The sequence below is a fragment of the Methanolobus vulcani genome (assembly GCF_900100715.1).
In the GTDB taxonomy this organism is placed as follows: Archaea; Halobacteriota; Methanosarcinia; order Methanosarcinales; family Methanosarcinaceae; genus Methanolobus; species Methanolobus vulcani.
In genome coordinates, this window is sequence record NZ_FNCA01000004.1 from 1 (window position 1) to 16,773 (window position 16,773).

Below are 16,773 nucleotides of genomic sequence, written 5' to 3' on the forward strand. Positions count from 1 at the left end.
TCTTCTGACCACCATTTCAGCCGTCTCCAGGCAGTTGCCCTGGATCCATAAATTACTGGCATATCTCCCCACCTGCAACCAGTTATCAGGACAAAGAGTATGCCATTGATGACCTTGCGGTCATCAGCCCTCTTTCTCCCTGTAATGGGTTGAGGTGGTAAACGTGGCTTAATAAACTTCCATTGTTCATCAGAGATTTCTCTGAATTCCATTCATATCCCCATAATAAAATTAAAAGAAGTAGTATTTATAGTTTTGAGATGGGTTCAAAAACAAACAGTATATCTGACAAATATTTCCCATAGTGGAAAACATCTGCTTAATATCATAAATGAGATCCTGGATATTTCAAAGATAGAATCCGGGAAAATGAAATTATATAAGGAAGATGTGTTGCTGGTAGAAACCTACGCAGAGATCATCGCCACACTGCAACACATTGCAAGCAGAAAAGAAATAAAGCTTGATGTTTTACCCTGGCCTGAGGGTGAATACGTATACGCTGACAAGGCAAAACTGAAGCAGATACTCTATAATCTTGTGGGAAATGCCATCAAATTTACCAACGAAGGAGGGGCTGTGATCATAAGAACAAAAAATGATGGAAAATTTATCCATATATCAATTAAAGACACTGGCATTGGCATCTCATCTGATGGATTAAAGAAATTGTTCAAACCATTTACACAGCTTGAATCTTTTGAATCAAGATCCTATGAAGGTACAGGACTTGGTCTTGCACTTTCAAAAGAGCTTGTGGAACTACACGGTGGACAGATAAGTGCTGAAAGTGAACCTGGAAATGGAAGCACTTTTACTTTTACATTGCCTGTCTTTAAAAAGACTTGATTTATTTTTAATTATATTAAACTCTTTAAAACTTGAATTAAGTTCAAACTGATTCGCAGTTTAAGTAACAGTTTTATCTTTTCAGATGAATTAGGCTTATAGGGGCGTGAGGAGTCTATGAAAAGCAATAACACATTTGTAGGAATTATAGTACTGATTACAATCATATTGGTTACTATTGCCACTTTTTCACTGGGATGCGCTGAACCACCGGTCATCCCTGATAATGATTCAGTTATTATAGAAGACAACAACAGTGAGTATGTTTACGGAGATGCAAACGTAGAAAGCATACAGATACTGACACTTGAATCGTTCCCTGTCCAGATACGTGTGATCGCAACAGGATATCTGCCGGATGGCTGTACATCCATAAATGAGAAAACAGTCTCATATGATGAGAAAACAAAGAGCTTTACAGTCCACATAACAACCTCAAGACCCGCAGATGCAATGTGCACTCAAGCACTGGTACCATTTGAAGAATCTATTGCACTTGATGTTTACGGACTTGAAAAGGGCACATATAAAGTAGATGTAAATGGCGTTACCGATGAATTCGAACTTCAGGTCGATAATATTCCACAGGGATGATTTCTTTAACTCATTCCTTTTCTGCTTTTGCTGAAAGTTTTTCCACATTTCTGATGCAGGAGAGAAAATCCTGTTTTTTGAATATTCCTTTCTGCATCACAAAAGACACATTCTTATCGAGTTCGTCCTTCTCATGAACTTCAAGATCCTTTGCAGTACAGACTATTATAGGAATATCAATTGTTTGAGGGTGCTTCTTTAATTCTTTGATCACATCAAAACCATCTATTACCGGCATCATCAGGTCAAGTATAAGGACATCAGGAGAAGAAGTAAGCGCTTTTTCAATGCCTTCTTTGCCGCTTGAAGCCACAATCACGTTGTAACCTTCAGTTGAAAGCATGGAATCCATGAGTTCCAGCACAGAAGGTTCGTCATCTATGACCAGTACATTCACCTTTTCAAATGAACTGAGTTTCTTTAACCTTTCAAGTGATGCAAGAAGGCCTTCCCTGTCTATGGGTTTTACGAAATAGTCAAATGCTCCCCATATTACACCCAGATCCCTTTCATCCATGATAGAAACAATAACTACCGGTATATCCTCGGTTCCCTTTTCCTTTTTAAGATTCTTGAGAACATCCCATCCATCCATTTCAGGCATCATTATATCAAGAGTAATTGCAAATGGATGAAGTTCCTTTGCAAGTTCAAGAGCCTCTTTTCCATTATTTGCAAATCTCACATCATAACCTGCATCATTTAAAGTAAAAGAAAGAATTTCCTGAGATTTTAGGTCATCCTCGACAACAAGAACAAGTGAACGGTCATTCATCTCATATTCGATACCTTTGTTTCTGGATACTATTGAACATCGTGCCCCTTCTGACACAAACCCTTCAACGTTTCTATCATCGGCCTCAGGTACAAAAACCGGAGAACTTGCCTCAAGATCAACCGGTATCTCAAAAATGAAAGATGAACCTGAACCGAACTCACTCTCAACCCATATTTTTCCATGGTGTTGTTCCACAAAGTTCTTTACGAGAACAAGACCAAGTCCTGTACCTTCATAAACCCTGCAACTTGAGGAATCAATCTGGGTGAATGCCTTAAAGAGACGCTCCAGATCCTCTTTTGAAATACCAATACCAGTATCTTTAACTTCCACACGGACTGATTTATCCTGCAAAATGACATTGATAGTAACAGACCCTTCGTAATCTGTGAACTTGATAGCATTACTCAAAAGATTATAGATTATCTGTTTGAATTTTCCTTTATCCGCATTTATTGTAATTGCATCAGGGACCATATTAATTTCAAGCTTGATGTCCTTTTTATGGGCAAGAGGAGAGATGATGGATTTGACCTCATCCAATGAATCACCTATTTCGAATTTCTCCGGATGAAGTGTCATCTTTCCTGCTTCTATCTTTGACAGATCAAGAATATCATTGATAAGACTAAGTAAATGTCTGCCACTTTTGGATATGTTACCAACATACCTTTGTTGCTTATCATTAAGAGAACCGAATGTTTCCTCTGACAGAATGTCCGCAAAGCCTATAACTGAATTTAGAGGTGTACGCAGCTCATGGCTCATATTTGCAAGGAATTCGCTCTTTGTGCGGCTTGCCTCTTCAGCAGTTCTTTTTGCAGCTAGCAAAGTTGCTTCAGCTTCTTTCCTTTCGGAAATGTCAACAAGAACACCTGCAATATGAAGTGGTTCACCATTTTCGGAATACTCCACAACTTTTCCTTTATTGGATACCCATCTGTATTTGCCATCTTTTCCACGAATGCGATATTCACATTCTCCCATATTGGTCGTATTACTAAGAATATTATGTATTGCTGATACAGCACAATCCACATCATCCGGATGAATATGTTGCTTCATCCATTCAAAATTGTGACCTATCTCTTCTTCGTCGTAGCCGATTATATCCGCATATCTCTTATTAAAAATAAGATAATCTTCCTTCAGGTTGACATCCCATGTACCTTCATTGCTACCTTCAAGAACTCTTCTCAGGTGCTGCTCACTTTCCCGGAGAGATTTTTCCATATTTCTCCTTTTGAGTACCATGGCCATTAGAGTTGAATACATATTCAAGGTATCAAAATCATCGGAATTCCACTGTCGTGTTCCTTCGACTTCATCCAGACCTACAAACCCTATAAGATTGCCTTCTGTGAATACCGGCAGGACAAGAACCGATCTTATATCCTGCATCTCAAGTATTTCTTTTTCGGCGGATGCTTCAGGAGGCAACAATGAAATATCAGTAATATTTATCATTTCATCATTTTTCAGTTTGGACATCCACCAGGGGAACGTATCAGCAGGCAGATCCTGTAATTCGTCTTTCTGAGTTTCTACACCTTTTGAACACCACTCATGAGTATTACTCATTGTTGCATTATCCTCATTGAAAATAAACAGGTAAGCACGACTTGCTCCACAGAGAGTGCCAATTTCCATAAGGGACATATCTATTGCCATATCAACATCCCCCGGATATGTGAACATTGAAGAAATGTTAAGCATTGTCTTTTCAATGGAATGCTTTCTTTTCAACAGAGCTTCCGCCTCATTCTTGAAAATGATCTCATTCTCAAGCTTGGAATTGAGGTTATTAACGTAAAATACACTTACAGCTGCAATGATCAGCAAGAACAATATTCCTAAAAGGAAATATTTCATCCTTTCAAGTGTTGCCATCAAATCGATTTTGTCCTTGAATGGACCTTCATTTATATCCCTCAGGCATTGAACTACCGGACTGTAATCCTGTGGCACCGTCCAACCGGCAACATCACCGATCCCACTATTAGATGATGTGGAAAAAGGCATACTGAGTAAAGAAACAGAGACCCTTTCTGAAATTGATTTTGAGGTCTGTGGAGATTTTGCAATCACCCAACCAGGATACAGTCTTGTGCTTACTAAAAAAGGATAATCACCATAGGTCTGTGAATGAATAACCTTGAGATCATCAAGATCTATCTGACCTTTCATGTACATTCTTTCAAGAACACCGGAAGGAAGAATCCCTACATCGTAATCTCCATTCAGTACAGGATTAACTATCTCTTCAGGATTTTTTTTAAAATCAATTGAACCAAAATCAGATTCAGGAATAATACGATGTTCTGTAAATTCCCTTTTAGCCAGCCACCATCCTTCCTTGGAAGGAGTTTCCACCACAAGGAAAGAAAGCCCGGTAGTGTCTGCCAGATTTTCAATGTCCCCCCTGTCATTTTTAGTAAATATTACACTACCCAAAAACGATGTTGCATCCTGGTCTACATAATCTGGTGGCAGATATGTTACGGTTTCCATGGTTGCAATAATACTAATGCCGTTGGAAGCCTCAAGTGTGACATAGGTTGCCGGGTCAACAACAACAAAATCAATTTCACCGGATGAGATACCATCCTGCATGGATTTAAAATCTAAAGGGACTATATTGAATGTGAATTCAGGCATTTTAGATGAGAGATAATTATCGGTACCATTTAGTCTTGTGAAAGGCCTGGTATGTGAATCTCCTACAAGCACACCAATAGTAATTGTATCCCCATCAGCTAAGGCTATTGAATTAATAGTACTTGAAAATATGATGAATAAAAAGAATGAAAATAAGACTAGCTTTAAGCTTATTTTCACTTATCCACCCCACAAGAAACTGAATGATCCACATTATCAGATGTTTTTTCAAGTTTTCCAAGGATACCAAGAAGATCTTCTTTTGAGAATTTGCCTTTTTGAAGTATACTAAACGCATTGCTATTCAGGTAATCAACTTCATAAGCTTCCATGTCTTTGGCAGTACACACTATCAACGGTATGTTGATAGTCCTTGAATCAGATTTTAATGTAGATATTACATCAAAACCGCTTACATCAGGCATCATCAAATCAACTATCAAGACATCCGGATGAGTTTCAAAAGCCTTATTGATACCTTCCTGCCCGCTACCAGCAGTTATCACATCATATCCGAAAGAACGTATCATCTCGGAAATCATTTCAACAACCATCGGATCATCATCGATGACCAGAGCTTTAAATGATGTTTTTCCTGACTTTGTAACAAGGTTAGAAAGAAGTCCCAGCAAGCGATCAGAATCTACAGGTTTTGTCAGGTGATCCACAACACCGACCACCATACCTATATCCTTCTCACCAAGTGAGGATAACACCAGAACAGGAATGGAAGACGTACAATCATCTTTTTTCAGATTTTGCAGTATTTCAGTGCCGTCCATTCCCGGGAGATTCAGGTCCAGAGTAATGGCAAACGGATGAACATCCTTCGCAATTTCAAGTGCTTCTGCACCATCTTCTACCATAATCACCCTGAAGCCTGCTTCATTTAGCATAAAACTCAGAAGGTCCCTTGAATTCGGGTCATCTTCCACAACAAGGATCAGAGGTTCTGAACCATCGGAATTCTCCGGCTTAAGAATTATCAGATCATCTGCTGAACTTATAGTTGATGCCTGAACAATATTGTCTGATTTCTCATCTGCAATTACCCTTGCATTGAGAGCCTTATCTTTGAGATTCAGAGGGACTTTAATATGGAATATGGAACCTTTGCCTTGCTCGCTCTCAACATCAATGGAACCTTCATGAAGTTCAAGAAGGTTCTTTACAAGAGCAAGACCAAGACCCGTACCCTCAAACTTGCGGTTACTTGAAGAATCAAGTTGCACAAATGGCTGGAAGAGTTTTTCCTGATCCTCTTGAGATATACCAATACCAGTGTCACGAATGTTTACCAGAAGCATCTGATCTTCCATTGAAATATCAACATGGACCTCTCCATGAGCAGGTGTGAACTTTATTGCATTACCGATAAGGTTGTACATTATCTGTTTCAACTTGCCCCTGTCTGCATTTATGAAAATACTTCTTGGTCTCATATTGAATTCAAAAAGAATATCCTTCTTTGATGAAAGCGGTTTCATCATGAGATGGATGTCAGATACCAGATCGGAAAAATCGAATATCTCATGGAAAAGTTCCATTTTTCCGGCTTCTATCTTTGAAATATCCAGAATATCATTAATTAGGTTTAGCAGGTGTTTTCCACTATGAGATATATTTTCCATGAACTTATTTTGCTTGTCATTAAGTTCTCCAAAACTTCCATCCAGCAGCAGATCAGAAAAACCTATTACTGAATTAAGAGGTGTACGCAATTCATGACTCATGGTTGCAAGGAATTCACTCTTTGTGCGGTTTGCAGCCTCAGCGTGGATCTTTGCATCAAGGAGCGCCTTTTCTGTATTCTTGATCTCAGTAATATCAACAAAGCTTTCAATGAAAAGTTTGCGACCTGAAAGATTAACTACTTCTACAGATTTTAGAATTGGAACCCTCGTACCGTCTGAACGTACAACTACACGTTCTGATCTGTCAATAGAGAGATTAAAATTAGTAATTGGACAATTACCAACCTGATTGGGACAAATGAATTTGTGGCATAAACGACCGATTAGATCTTCTTTTTTATAATCTACAATTTCCAGAGCAGTAGTATTGACATCAACGATCTCATGAGTAATAGCATCAATGACGACCACACCACAATGTACGTTGTCTATAATAAGACTCATCCTTTCCTGATTTTCATGTTCCAGTCTTTCTATTTGTTTTCTTTCAGTGACATCACGGATAATAAGCTGAACAGTTAAGTCTGTCTCATCTACAAGAGTCGCAGTTACTTCAGCATCGATAAGTTTCCCATTTGCCTTTTTAATTTGTATTTCCGCTTTACTAAAGCCATTTTTTATAGAATCATCAATAAGAGAATATAATAATTCCTGCTGACTGTCATTTACCAGATCATTTAATCCTATACCAACTATAGTATGATCAGCTACACATGCAAACACACATGCTTTCTCATTAAGGTCTTTAATAATTCCATTCTTCACAATGAAAATTGCATCATTTGCATGTTCAAAGAGTAATCTGTATCTGCGTTCTTTCTCACGGAGGAGATTTTCAGACCTCTTGCTTTCAGTTATATCCCTGAAACTAAGAATACGACCTACAACTTTGTCTTTCCCATACAAAGGAAATGTAGAGATTTCAAAATAATTACCATCAGTGAACTGTACAACTACAATATTACTCACTGTTGTCATGTGATATTTGTGCAACATGGAAATGAGATAATCATAATTGACAATTTTATCTTTCAGATGTTCAAGTAACTTTAGACCGTCTTTTTCAACAAGAATGTTTTCAGGAATATCCCATAAAGCAATGAACTTGGATTTGAAATGAGTCATCTTATAATTCTCATCTATTACAACAACACCCTCTGAAACAGATTCTATAATAGAAGAAAGAAGACTTTCTCTTGTACTGAGAGTTTCAGCCAGATGGTCTATACTTGAAGCCAGCGACGATATTTCATCATTCCCGGGAATAAATGTACTTTCATATGAGGATAGGTCAGTCTCTGCTGCATCCACATTTTTCTTCAGAATGGATAGACGGGAAAGAATGCCATTTTCAAGGAATACTGTTCCTGCAGCTCCATAAAGAATACCTGCAAAAACAATAACATATAAAATATATCCAAATGTTGCTTTTGCTTTCTGATATATTATACGGGGACTCGATACCTCAAGAAGCAAGGCAGGTTCTCCATAGATATCATTGATAACAGTGTAGCCAAGGATAGTATTCTCACTAATTGTTTCAATATGGACCAATTTTGCCTCGCTGGTTGCTAATTGTACTTTATTTAGCAGATCATCGTCTAAGTTATAATCCTGAAGAAGATGATAGTTTAGTGGAGTACCATGTACTTCTGAGAAAAAATTAGCCATATCTCTTGTAAAATAAGAACATATAATTATAGTCCCTTTTGAACTGAAATTATCTGACGGATTCTGAATCACATGTGATGCAAACATGAGAGGACTTTCATTTAGTATTAATACACCAGAAGGAGAATAACTATTGGAAGGAGATGGTAATAGAATATTTTTATCAGAAATAATTGAAACTAATTTATCAGGAACAGGAATCTCAGTGTTTGTCTTATAATCATAACCCACTTCATATACAATATTATTAGAACTATCGAGAATTATGACAAAATTAAGATTATTTTCCTTCTGTTTACTAGATATCAGATTCCAAGTACTGTAATCGGGGTTATTGTTTGATACCAGTCCATAAATAATAGGACTGGAACCCATATTCTGGGCTATTACTTCAAGATTTAAGATATAATAATCAAAGTAATCGACAGCTTCATCCACATTTTTCATTACATCCTGATGCTCAAGGTCTTCAAAATTTTTGAAAATAATAGAGCCTGCACTAATATACAAAGTCAGAACCAGCAAGAAAAGGGTCAAACTAAAAACTATCAATGTCTTTGAGCGTAATTTCATAGCCCACCTCAAGAACCCTTACGCAAAAAGAGAATCAGTTTGAAGCTTCAAGGTGATATTGGATCTTTTCCTTAAAACTGTGGATATCTATTGGTTTGGAAATGTAATCGATACATCCGGCTGCAATGAAACGCTCATCATCACCGCGCATTGAATGAGCTGTCAAGGCTATTACCGGTATATCCTTTGTAGTTTGGTCTTCCTTTAATCGTGAAAGAACCTCGAGTCCGTCCATTTTAGGTAACTGGATATCCAGAAGTATCAGGTCAAACTCTTTCTCTTTTACCTTGTCCAGAGCTATGAAACCATCCTCTGCAGGAGTCACATCATATCCATAGGACTCAAGCAGGTCCACAGTGAGTTCCATATTTACAGGATTGTCCTCAATTACAAGTATATTGCACATTTTTTCCCTCAAGATATTTAGATCCCGCTCTGTTTTTGACCTTAAAACATCATCAATATTCTAGAGAAACATTGAAATGTAGTTATGATGCTGATACGGGCGATAAATATAATAAATGAATGATAATATTATGTAGTTGGTTACTCTATAAAAGGATATCGCACCTCACTCTTCATCACTAACATTTTATAAATGTTACACAGAATATTCAAATAAATTATAGAATAAAATAACAAGAAAATTAATCAGCAATGACTGAAGTCATACAAGAATCATTTAAGAATAAAATTCTTATCCGGGTTGAATACAAAAAAGAGGCATACTGAATGGAAGATAAAATTTTAGGCATAAACAGATCACCTTTCAGGATAGTGCTGGCAATAACTGGTGGTGGAACTGAAGCTATCGGAGAACTTCTGCGTCATGGAGGAGGATCAGACACTATTCTTGAAGCCATGGTCCCCTATAGCAAAGAATCGTTACACGACCTGATAGGAAAAAAACCTGATAAGTATGCTTCCGCTGAAACTGCAAAAGACATGGCAATGTCAACCTACCGCCGTGCATTATTATTGGATTCAAGGTCTGAAAAACCAGAACCATTAAAGCTGATAGGAATCGGAGTTACATGTAAACTTGCAAAGCATGGACATGAGCGTGAAGGCAGGCAACATGAGCTTTATTTTGCAAGTCAGTCATACTACAAAACTACGGTTTCAGGTGTTACGTTCGAGGAGAAAAGAAGCAGGGAAGAACAGGAAAGTATCGCAGCAAATTATATTCTGGACAGAATAGCATCCTTGTGTGATCCAAAAAAGTATGCCATGCAAGATACTCAAGAAAATGATGCAGGAAAGAGAACACATATTCAAGAGGATGAAGCTGAAGCCAATAATGAGACGTCAGAGCTTCTTCTAAGGACGCTGGAAAGCATTAATTCCGGAAAGAATGTTCCGGGAAAAGTAAATCTGGGAAACAATCCTAACAAACCAGGCATCATTATGTCAGGTTCTTTTAACCCTTGCCACAAGAACCATATTGAAATGGCAATGATAGCATCGGGAAAATATGGCATGCCTGTGGACTTTGAGATTTCTCTTGCTAATGTTGACAAACCTCCTATTGACTACATATCTCTGAAAGAAAGAGTAGATTCTGTAAAAGCTTGTATGCAGGACATGAGAAAAGGTTCTGCAGGAAATATTTATCTGAGCAACTCTCCGCTTTTTGCAGATAAAGCACTACTATTCCCTGGTGCTATTTTCCTGATAGGCACGGATACCCTTAACAGACTCTTTAATGTCAATTATTATAGAGAAGGTGAAGATATGCAGAGCCTCATCGATCATTTCAGGAAATACAATACAAAATTCCTTGTTTTCAGGAGAAAGGATGCGGAAATATTCAGTGGGATAAATATCCCGGATATCTGTGAGATAGTCTCATGTGATTGTTATGCTGATGACGGCACTTCTTCAACTAAGATAAGAAATGAGAGAAAATGCAGTTTCAAATGATCCTGCATGCATTATATATGGAAGGACAGCCCCTCATATCATTCGTTTTTATAATATCTGCATTCACTGCATTTGCAAGTTTATGAACGATAGCCTTTGCCTTTGCCACACATTCGGCATCCATATCGTCCCACTTTTCAGATGATATATTGTCAAGTGTCTCCTTCAGAATTAAAAGTTCATCTTTTGATGCCCAGTTTTCACTTGTTACACAGTAGTCGTTTTCTTTACCAAGGTTCTTTAAATCACGGAGCATGTCATCCAGTCGGGAGCTTGTAAGCTCTTCGCTAAATCTGTGTTCAGACGGAATCACATTTTCTCTCTGATAATGCACTTCCGCCAGGAACAGGAAGCGGTCACACTCATAGAACCAGTCCCTAACGTCATATAGTATATTCATACCCACACTGAAAATGAATTGACTTCTATGATATAAAAGACTATGGACTTAAAAATATCATACAGATGAATATACATTATTATTATTATTATATATTAAAAGCACACATTAGTTTTCATTGAGGGCCGAATTCTTTTCGAGGTATTTTTTGTACCAGACAAACCAGGGTGTGTCCAACAAGCCGATAAAATTCTTGGCAACTATCTGTCCGATGATAAGAGGTAAAAGTGGTGCTACTCCATAGAATGCAAGAACCACAAATATGAGGCTATCAAATGTGAGGCTTAAAAGATCACTTGAGGCACTTCGGAGAAATATCTGCTGTGGATAATTCTTTTTCATCCAGGCAAACACGTATGCATCGAGGCTCTGGAAAACAAGGAACGAGAACCATGATGCTACGACTATCCTTATGTTCTGTGAGAATATACTCTGCCGTGCAGCCTCGTATTCAAAGAATGGTGCAGGAGTGAGACTATTGGTCATCACAATAAATGTCACCAGCAAAACCTGAGTAACAAATGCGATGATAATGGCAACATGAGCCTTTTTCTCACCGTACACCTCATTGATCATGTCAATAGCCTGTGAAAGAAAAGGATAAAGGAATACGGCAGCAGGTGCAAAGAAAGTGTAAAAACCCAGGTTAAACTCTATAAGTCTTGAAGCTACTATCTGGGAAGCTGCAAGGTAAATAGTATAAAAAGACTACAAGAGTGGGAAAAGCATATTCTCTGTACCTGTTGATGATGAATGCAGAAACATATGTAACTACTGTTAGACTTATTATCCAGTATAACCACACAACAGGAAACACCAACTTGTCACCTCATAAACACTTCATAAATAATATATTGATTTTAGGAAGAATGACTAACACTATATATGTACCTTGCCCAAAAAGGAATTTTTAACATTAAAGGTCTTCACTATTCACCTGGAAATATGAACACCATATTTTTCCTTCCCTGTAACTGAGCATGTTCATTCTTTCCCGTGACATCAGATCAAATAGCTTTTCTATTCCAGGAGAATAGGAGCCCATTGGATTTAGAGGAACAAGAGGTTCACCGTCAACCATTTCCACATAATACAGATCTGAACTGAAATTTCGGATAAAACTGATGTCATAGGCAACAAAAACAGAGATAACATCCTCCATTGAGACAGGGGGAATGAAATGTTCCAGATCCTGAGAGGTCAGTTCTATGAGAGTATCTTCCATGGAGTATGAATTGATCATTATGCGATAAAAGGAATTTGTTGCAGCTAGTGCTAAACACGTATATTCGGTCTGAATGATCTGAAAGTTACAAATTGAATAACATACAACGAGAAATCCACTGATTTCAACTATATGTTCTGTTGTATATTTCAAATTTGAAATATCAAACATGGTACAAATCAACCACAAAGCAAGAACAAACATAAAAAGAATACACAAGATAAGTCATAAATTGTAAGCCATAAATATGTATGAACATATATGCTGCAGAAATTAAGAGTATGAATACATAAACATGCATCATAACTCCCACTAACTTTAAGCAGGCAAGTACATTACAAAATCATACATGTATGAAAAATGAAAAATCAGTAGCTATTACGATTGCGTCCTTGTTCGATAGACATTTTTAAAACATCTGGTTGCTGTGAGCCCAGCATAAGATGTTTCCCATTCTTAAATTCAAGCATCAAACCCTTGTTGCCCTTTACACTATAGGCTTTACTGTTGCGGCCATACCGAATACCCCAACCTCCATAATCCCTTAATGGCCTATAGCGCACAACCTCAGCAGAGATTATGTCCTTGAAAGGATAATGTTTGAATGACAGGTGAAGCGGGAAGAATTTTACGTAAAGGCCACTGTTGCGCACAACAAACACAAGACGAATGGACAGCATGAAAAGCGGGAAAATAATACCCATACCAATCAGAATTGCTACCATTCCCTTATCCGATACAGGATTGCTGCCAAAAGGACGACCATATAAAAGCTGATCTATAGCGCCGTACCACGTAATTCCAGTAGTCACAAGTAACAATGCCATTAACCATATTTGCCTGAACTTCTGAACTTCACGGAAAATGACAGAGTCTGCAGAACCATCGTAAGTCATCAACAAAAATAAGAAACTGAAAATATATAATCATTGTTAATATTCTGAATATGAGGAGAACAATATGTATTCTATCGTGTACACCACAACTTCAAGCAAGGAAGAAGCCAGTAAAATTGCCAGGGAACTTGTGGAGAAAAAACTTGCTGCCTGCGTCAATATACATCCAATTGAGTCTGTGTACCCATGGGAAGGAAACATAGAAGAAGATAAGGAATTTGCACTCTCAATAAAGACAGTGACATCCGGAATACAGGAAGTTACTGAAAATATTAGAAAAATGCATAGCTACGAACTTCCAGCAATTATATCCTGGAAAATATCCGGGGAAGAAAAATACCTGGAATGGATATCTGATAACGTAAAATAGGATGATTTAAGAAAAAGAAAAAGAGAGTCAAAAGCACAAATATGAATTAATGCAGAACCCTGCATCAATTCAAAACACTAAATTTACTTTATTCCGGATTTTGATGGATAATTGTCCTTACAGGGAACGGAATCTCAATGCCTTCTTTCTCAAACTCAGCATTGATCTTGGTATTGACCTCGTTTATTACAGTAAACTTCTCTCCGGGATGAGTTACCCACATGATCATAGCAAAGTCCAGACTGAAATCACCGTGATTATCGAACCTGACATAAGGTACCGGATCATCAAGGACAAAATTTACACTTTTTGCAATATCGGTTAGAATAGTTCTAACTTTCTCCACATCTGAACCGTAAGCAACACCAATTGAGACTTTGACCATCATTGTCTCTTCAGGAGAAGTGTAATTGGTGATTTTGCTGTTAGCGATTATGCTGTTTGGAATTACGATCATGTTATTATAGAGATTCTTGATCCTTGTACTGCGAATACCGACTTCCTGGACGATGCCTATCTCACCATCATCGATCTCTATCCTGTCACCAGGCTTGAAAGGCTGGTCAAAGTAAATAGAAAGACCACCAAAGAACTGGGAGATCGTGTCCTGTGCAGCAAAAGCAACTGCCAATCCAACAATACCTGCTGATGCGAAAAGAGGCAGTATATCTGCATCCCATACACCTTTTAATATTGCAAGGATACCGAAGAACACAATGAGCACATCAACTATATTCTTTAACAAAGGCAGAAGTTCATCATCCATTCGGGTATCGGTTTTCCTGACAAGATGAGAGAATACATGTTTGAAAAGGACCTTGTCTATCTTCAGGAGTGCAAATATCCACAGGATACCCAGACCTGTTAGAAGAAGACCCATAATAATTTCTATAGCAGCATTTCCAGGAAACATTATTTCTGCAGCTATGAAAGCTCCCGCAAATGCAACCGTATAGAATATTGGCTTTTTAAGTGCATCAACAATAAGGTCGTCACAGTCATAACGTGTCTTTGCAGCGTAATGCATGAAGACTTTTTCAAATAAAATATCTGCAATAAATGCCAGTACAACCGATGCAATGATCACAACTGTTGCAGCCATAATGTCCGAAGCGAAAGCTCCTGAATGGGACTGCACAAATTGATTGATGTAAACAGGAATCGTATTGTTCAGAAACATGCAGCTTGGTTTGAATAAAACATATATAAACTTTATTAAACTACCAAAAGGTTTAGAGAGTGGGAAACTAGCAAGAAGGATATATAGGGAACTGAAAATAATGCGAGTAATGAAAGAACGCAATTCTGATGTTGCAGACATGTGGATAGATAAAGGGCTTAATGAGCAGGATCCTGAAAAGAAGCTGCATTATTTTGGCTTGGCACTTGAACTTAACCCTAACAACCCGGTTGCACTCAATAACAAGGGCATGCTACTGTATAAGAAAGGAAAATTCCACGAAGCTATTGAGTGTTATGATAAAATACTCAAACAATATAACATGTCCAGACATCTCCCTGCTCTTTATAACAAAGCTCTGACATTGAAGAAAATGGAACGCTTTGAGGCTGCACTTACTTTTATGAACAGGGCACTGAAACAGCAACCAGATAATGAGAAAATCAAACTGCATGTTGAAAATCTTACGCGCATCGTCGACGGGAAAGAAGAGATTAAACCTCGCATAGAAACCCGAATACCAATAGAGAAACTTGCTGTTAACCAGATCTACACCCTATGGGAACCACCGGCAGTGAGCACACTACTTGCATATGAGATGAAATGTAGCCAAAAAGATATCAAATACTACAAAGGCTTCGGTGAAGACCTTGTTAAAGAGAAGATAGTTCGGGACAAGATTAACCGGAGAGTGTACTGCTGCGGAACATGTCGTTTCCATAAAAATAAGCTGTGCCAGCACAAAGACACAAAAGCAATGTTGATCTCTCAAAATGCCATATGCAGGAACTTCAGGCCTGACTAAGGATGAATGATAGAAATAAGCAAAAAAGAAAGTGAAAAGGGTATCAAAGAATACCCAGATCTGTCAGACGCTCTGGAAGATACCGGTCCGTCACAAAATCCAGACCTTTTCCTGCAAAGGCCTGCTGTTCGGCTTTTTTGTTAATTTCAAGCTGGAGATTTATCTGCTCTTTCCAGTAATCACTGGCAAACCTTGGATCTGTAAGTTCACTCCTGAGAGCCGCAACGTCCTTGTCCGTGAGTTTATCAGTGGATAATTCATACTCCACAATATCTGATGGCTGAACACCAACGAACTGCGCACCAGGTGTTGCCATATGCTCTGAAAGGTGGGCACTTTTAATAGCACCATAAGCCACCGATGCAAAGATACGATATGACCATGGGTCACCATCAGTAAAGACAACTACCGGAATATTCATCTCCTCATTCATTCTTTTGATGATACGGCGTGTGGAACGTGCGGGCTGACCTTTAAGGTGCACAAGAATAGCATCATTTCTTTCGTCAAAACCATTCTCGATAAGTCTTGCATACATACCACCAGTCTCAACTGCAATGATGAATTTTGCATCCGTGTCAAGGAATTCGATATTCTCAACGTTGAACGGTATCTGATAACCACTTTCACCTATATCTTCCTGACAATGAATTATTCGGTCTCCACGCTTAGTTTCTTCACGAAGGCGTATTGGACCGAACATAGTTGCACCGTCCTCTTCAGGACGCATGTGGAAATATTCCCTCTGAAGACCGGAAATAATCTCAAGGTCTTCAATTAGCCTGTCACTTTCAGGCTGTTCACGGAACTTTGCTATATCCCAGTTCTCTGAGATATAGTACAGCTCTCTTAAAGTAGACCCCCTGTTCTGCCCGAGATGGTTCTTTACCAGGAAATCTATGACATGACTGGTTTTCAATAACTGGAAAGCACCTTTTACAGTCTTGGCACTTCTTTCAGTTTCCCTGTCACCATAGACCCAGACATCACTATCCTCACTGTATTCGATATTAGCCTTTGTACGACTGGGAAGAGATACATTTGGAACTACCTCGTCAGTGAACTGATCATACAGTTCACCTGCAAGGCCGAGCAAACGGCCACTTGCAATTTCATCATGCTCTTTTTTCTGCGGAGAAATATTATCTGCCATTCAT

15 protein-coding genes are annotated in these 16,773 nt (G+C 38.3%); 5 read left to right on the top strand and 10 right to left on the bottom strand.

The window, feature by feature from the left end:
• Window positions 1-212: transposase (locus tag BLP52_RS06575; protein ID WP_154717804.1), on the bottom strand; the 212-nt coding region annotated here is incomplete at its 3' end.
• 43 nt (window positions 213-255) lie between these two features.
• Here BLP52_RS06575 and BLP52_RS06580 point away from each other — a divergent pair.
• Together BLP52_RS06580 and BLP52_RS06585 are read left to right on the top strand one after the other, a co-directional pair.
• A complete protein-coding gene (locus BLP52_RS06580) occupies window positions 256-849 on the top strand; it encodes a sensor histidine kinase (protein ID WP_091709697.1) in 594 nt (197 codons plus the stop codon).
• A gap of 117 nt (window positions 850-966) precedes the next feature.
• Window positions 967-1,443 (top strand): hypothetical protein, encoded by a 477-nt coding sequence (locus BLP52_RS06585; RefSeq protein WP_091709698.1) that lies wholly within the window; start codon window positions 967-969, stop codon window positions 1,441-1,443.
• Window positions 1,444-1,453: 10 nt separating this feature from the next.
• Here BLP52_RS06585 and BLP52_RS06590 read toward each other — a convergent pair whose 3' ends face one another.
• From BLP52_RS06590 to BLP52_RS06600, 3 genes are read right to left on the bottom strand one after another with little or no spacing between them, the layout of a single operon-like run.
• Window positions 1,454-5,059: a response regulator gene (locus BLP52_RS06590; RefSeq protein ID WP_154717805.1), complete on the bottom strand. Its 3,606-nt coding sequence runs from the start codon at window positions 5,057-5,059 to the stop codon at window positions 1,454-1,456.
• A complete protein-coding gene (locus BLP52_RS06595; RefSeq protein WP_091709700.1) occupies window positions 5,056-8,817 on the bottom strand; it encodes a response regulator in 3,762 nt (1,253 codons plus the stop codon). Before BLP52_RS06595 ends, BLP52_RS06590 begins: the two co-directional genes overlap by 4 nt.
• A gap of 34 nt (window positions 8,818-8,851) precedes the next feature.
• Window positions 8,852-9,223, bottom strand: a complete 372-nt coding sequence (locus BLP52_RS06600) for a response regulator (RefSeq protein WP_091709701.1) — start codon at window positions 9,221-9,223, stop codon at window positions 8,852-8,854.
• 326 nt (window positions 9,224-9,549) lie between these two features.
• Between BLP52_RS06600 and BLP52_RS06605 the strand changes: the two genes are divergently transcribed.
• On the top strand, window positions 9,550-10,740 hold the full coding sequence (locus BLP52_RS06605; protein WP_091709702.1) for a nucleotidyl transferase family protein: 1,191 nt from the start codon (window positions 9,550-9,552) through the stop codon (window positions 10,738-10,740).
• Here the strand turns inward: BLP52_RS06605 and BLP52_RS06610 are convergent.
• The 4 genes from BLP52_RS06610 to BLP52_RS06625 all read right to left on the bottom strand — a co-directional run bounded on the left by BLP52_RS06610 (window position 10,733) and on the right by BLP52_RS06625 (window position 13,261).
• Complete coding sequence (locus BLP52_RS06610) at window positions 10,733-11,140, bottom strand: hypothetical protein (RefSeq protein WP_091709703.1); 408 nt, start codon at window positions 11,138-11,140, stop codon at window positions 10,733-10,735. The two genes, BLP52_RS06605 and BLP52_RS06610, sit on opposite strands and share 8 nt — an antisense overlap.
• A gap of 108 nt (window positions 11,141-11,248) precedes the next feature.
• Window positions 11,249-11,836 carry a queuosine precursor transporter gene (locus BLP52_RS06615; protein ID WP_338011374.1) on the bottom strand — a complete coding sequence of 196 codons (588 nt, stop codon included), beginning with the start codon at window positions 11,834-11,836 and terminating at the stop codon, window positions 11,249-11,251.
• 220 nt (window positions 11,837-12,056) lie between these two features.
• Window positions 12,057-12,365 carry a hypothetical protein gene (locus BLP52_RS14340; protein WP_154717806.1) on the bottom strand — a complete coding sequence of 103 codons (309 nt, stop codon included), beginning with the start codon at window positions 12,363-12,365 and terminating at the stop codon, window positions 12,057-12,059.
• A 368-nt stretch (window positions 12,366-12,733) separates the two neighbouring features.
• Window positions 12,734-13,261 carry a DUF6141 family protein gene (locus BLP52_RS06625; RefSeq protein WP_091709705.1) on the bottom strand — a complete coding sequence of 176 codons (528 nt, stop codon included), beginning with the start codon at window positions 13,259-13,261 and terminating at the stop codon, window positions 12,734-12,736.
• Window positions 13,262-13,325: 64 nt separating this feature from the next.
• On the opposite strand from BLP52_RS06625, the gene cutA reads away from it, so the two are divergent.
• Complete coding sequence (gene cutA, locus BLP52_RS06630) at window positions 13,326-13,631, top strand: divalent-cation tolerance protein CutA (RefSeq protein WP_091709706.1); 306 nt, start codon at window positions 13,326-13,328, stop codon at window positions 13,629-13,631.
• 88 nt (window positions 13,632-13,719) lie between these two features.
• On the opposite strand, the gene BLP52_RS06635 is transcribed toward cutA, so the two are convergent.
• Window positions 13,720-14,811 (bottom strand): mechanosensitive ion channel family protein, encoded by a 1,092-nt coding sequence (locus BLP52_RS06635; protein WP_162272950.1) that lies wholly within the window; start codon window positions 14,809-14,811, stop codon window positions 13,720-13,722.
• A 109-nt stretch (window positions 14,812-14,920) separates the two neighbouring features.
• Between BLP52_RS06635 and BLP52_RS06640 the strand changes: the two genes are divergently transcribed.
• Window positions 14,921-15,616: a tetratricopeptide repeat protein gene (locus BLP52_RS06640; protein ID WP_162272951.1), complete on the top strand. Its 696-nt coding sequence runs from the start codon at window positions 14,921-14,923 to the stop codon at window positions 15,614-15,616.
• A gap of 43 nt (window positions 15,617-15,659) precedes the next feature.
• Here the strand turns inward: BLP52_RS06640 and BLP52_RS06645 are convergent, their stop codons facing one another.
• Window positions 15,660-16,769, bottom strand: coding sequence for a DNA topoisomerase IV subunit A (locus tag BLP52_RS06645; RefSeq protein WP_091709709.1), 1,110 nt, complete (start codon window positions 16,767-16,769; stop codon window positions 15,660-15,662).
• Between the last annotated feature and the right edge of the window lie 4 nt (window positions 16,770-16,773).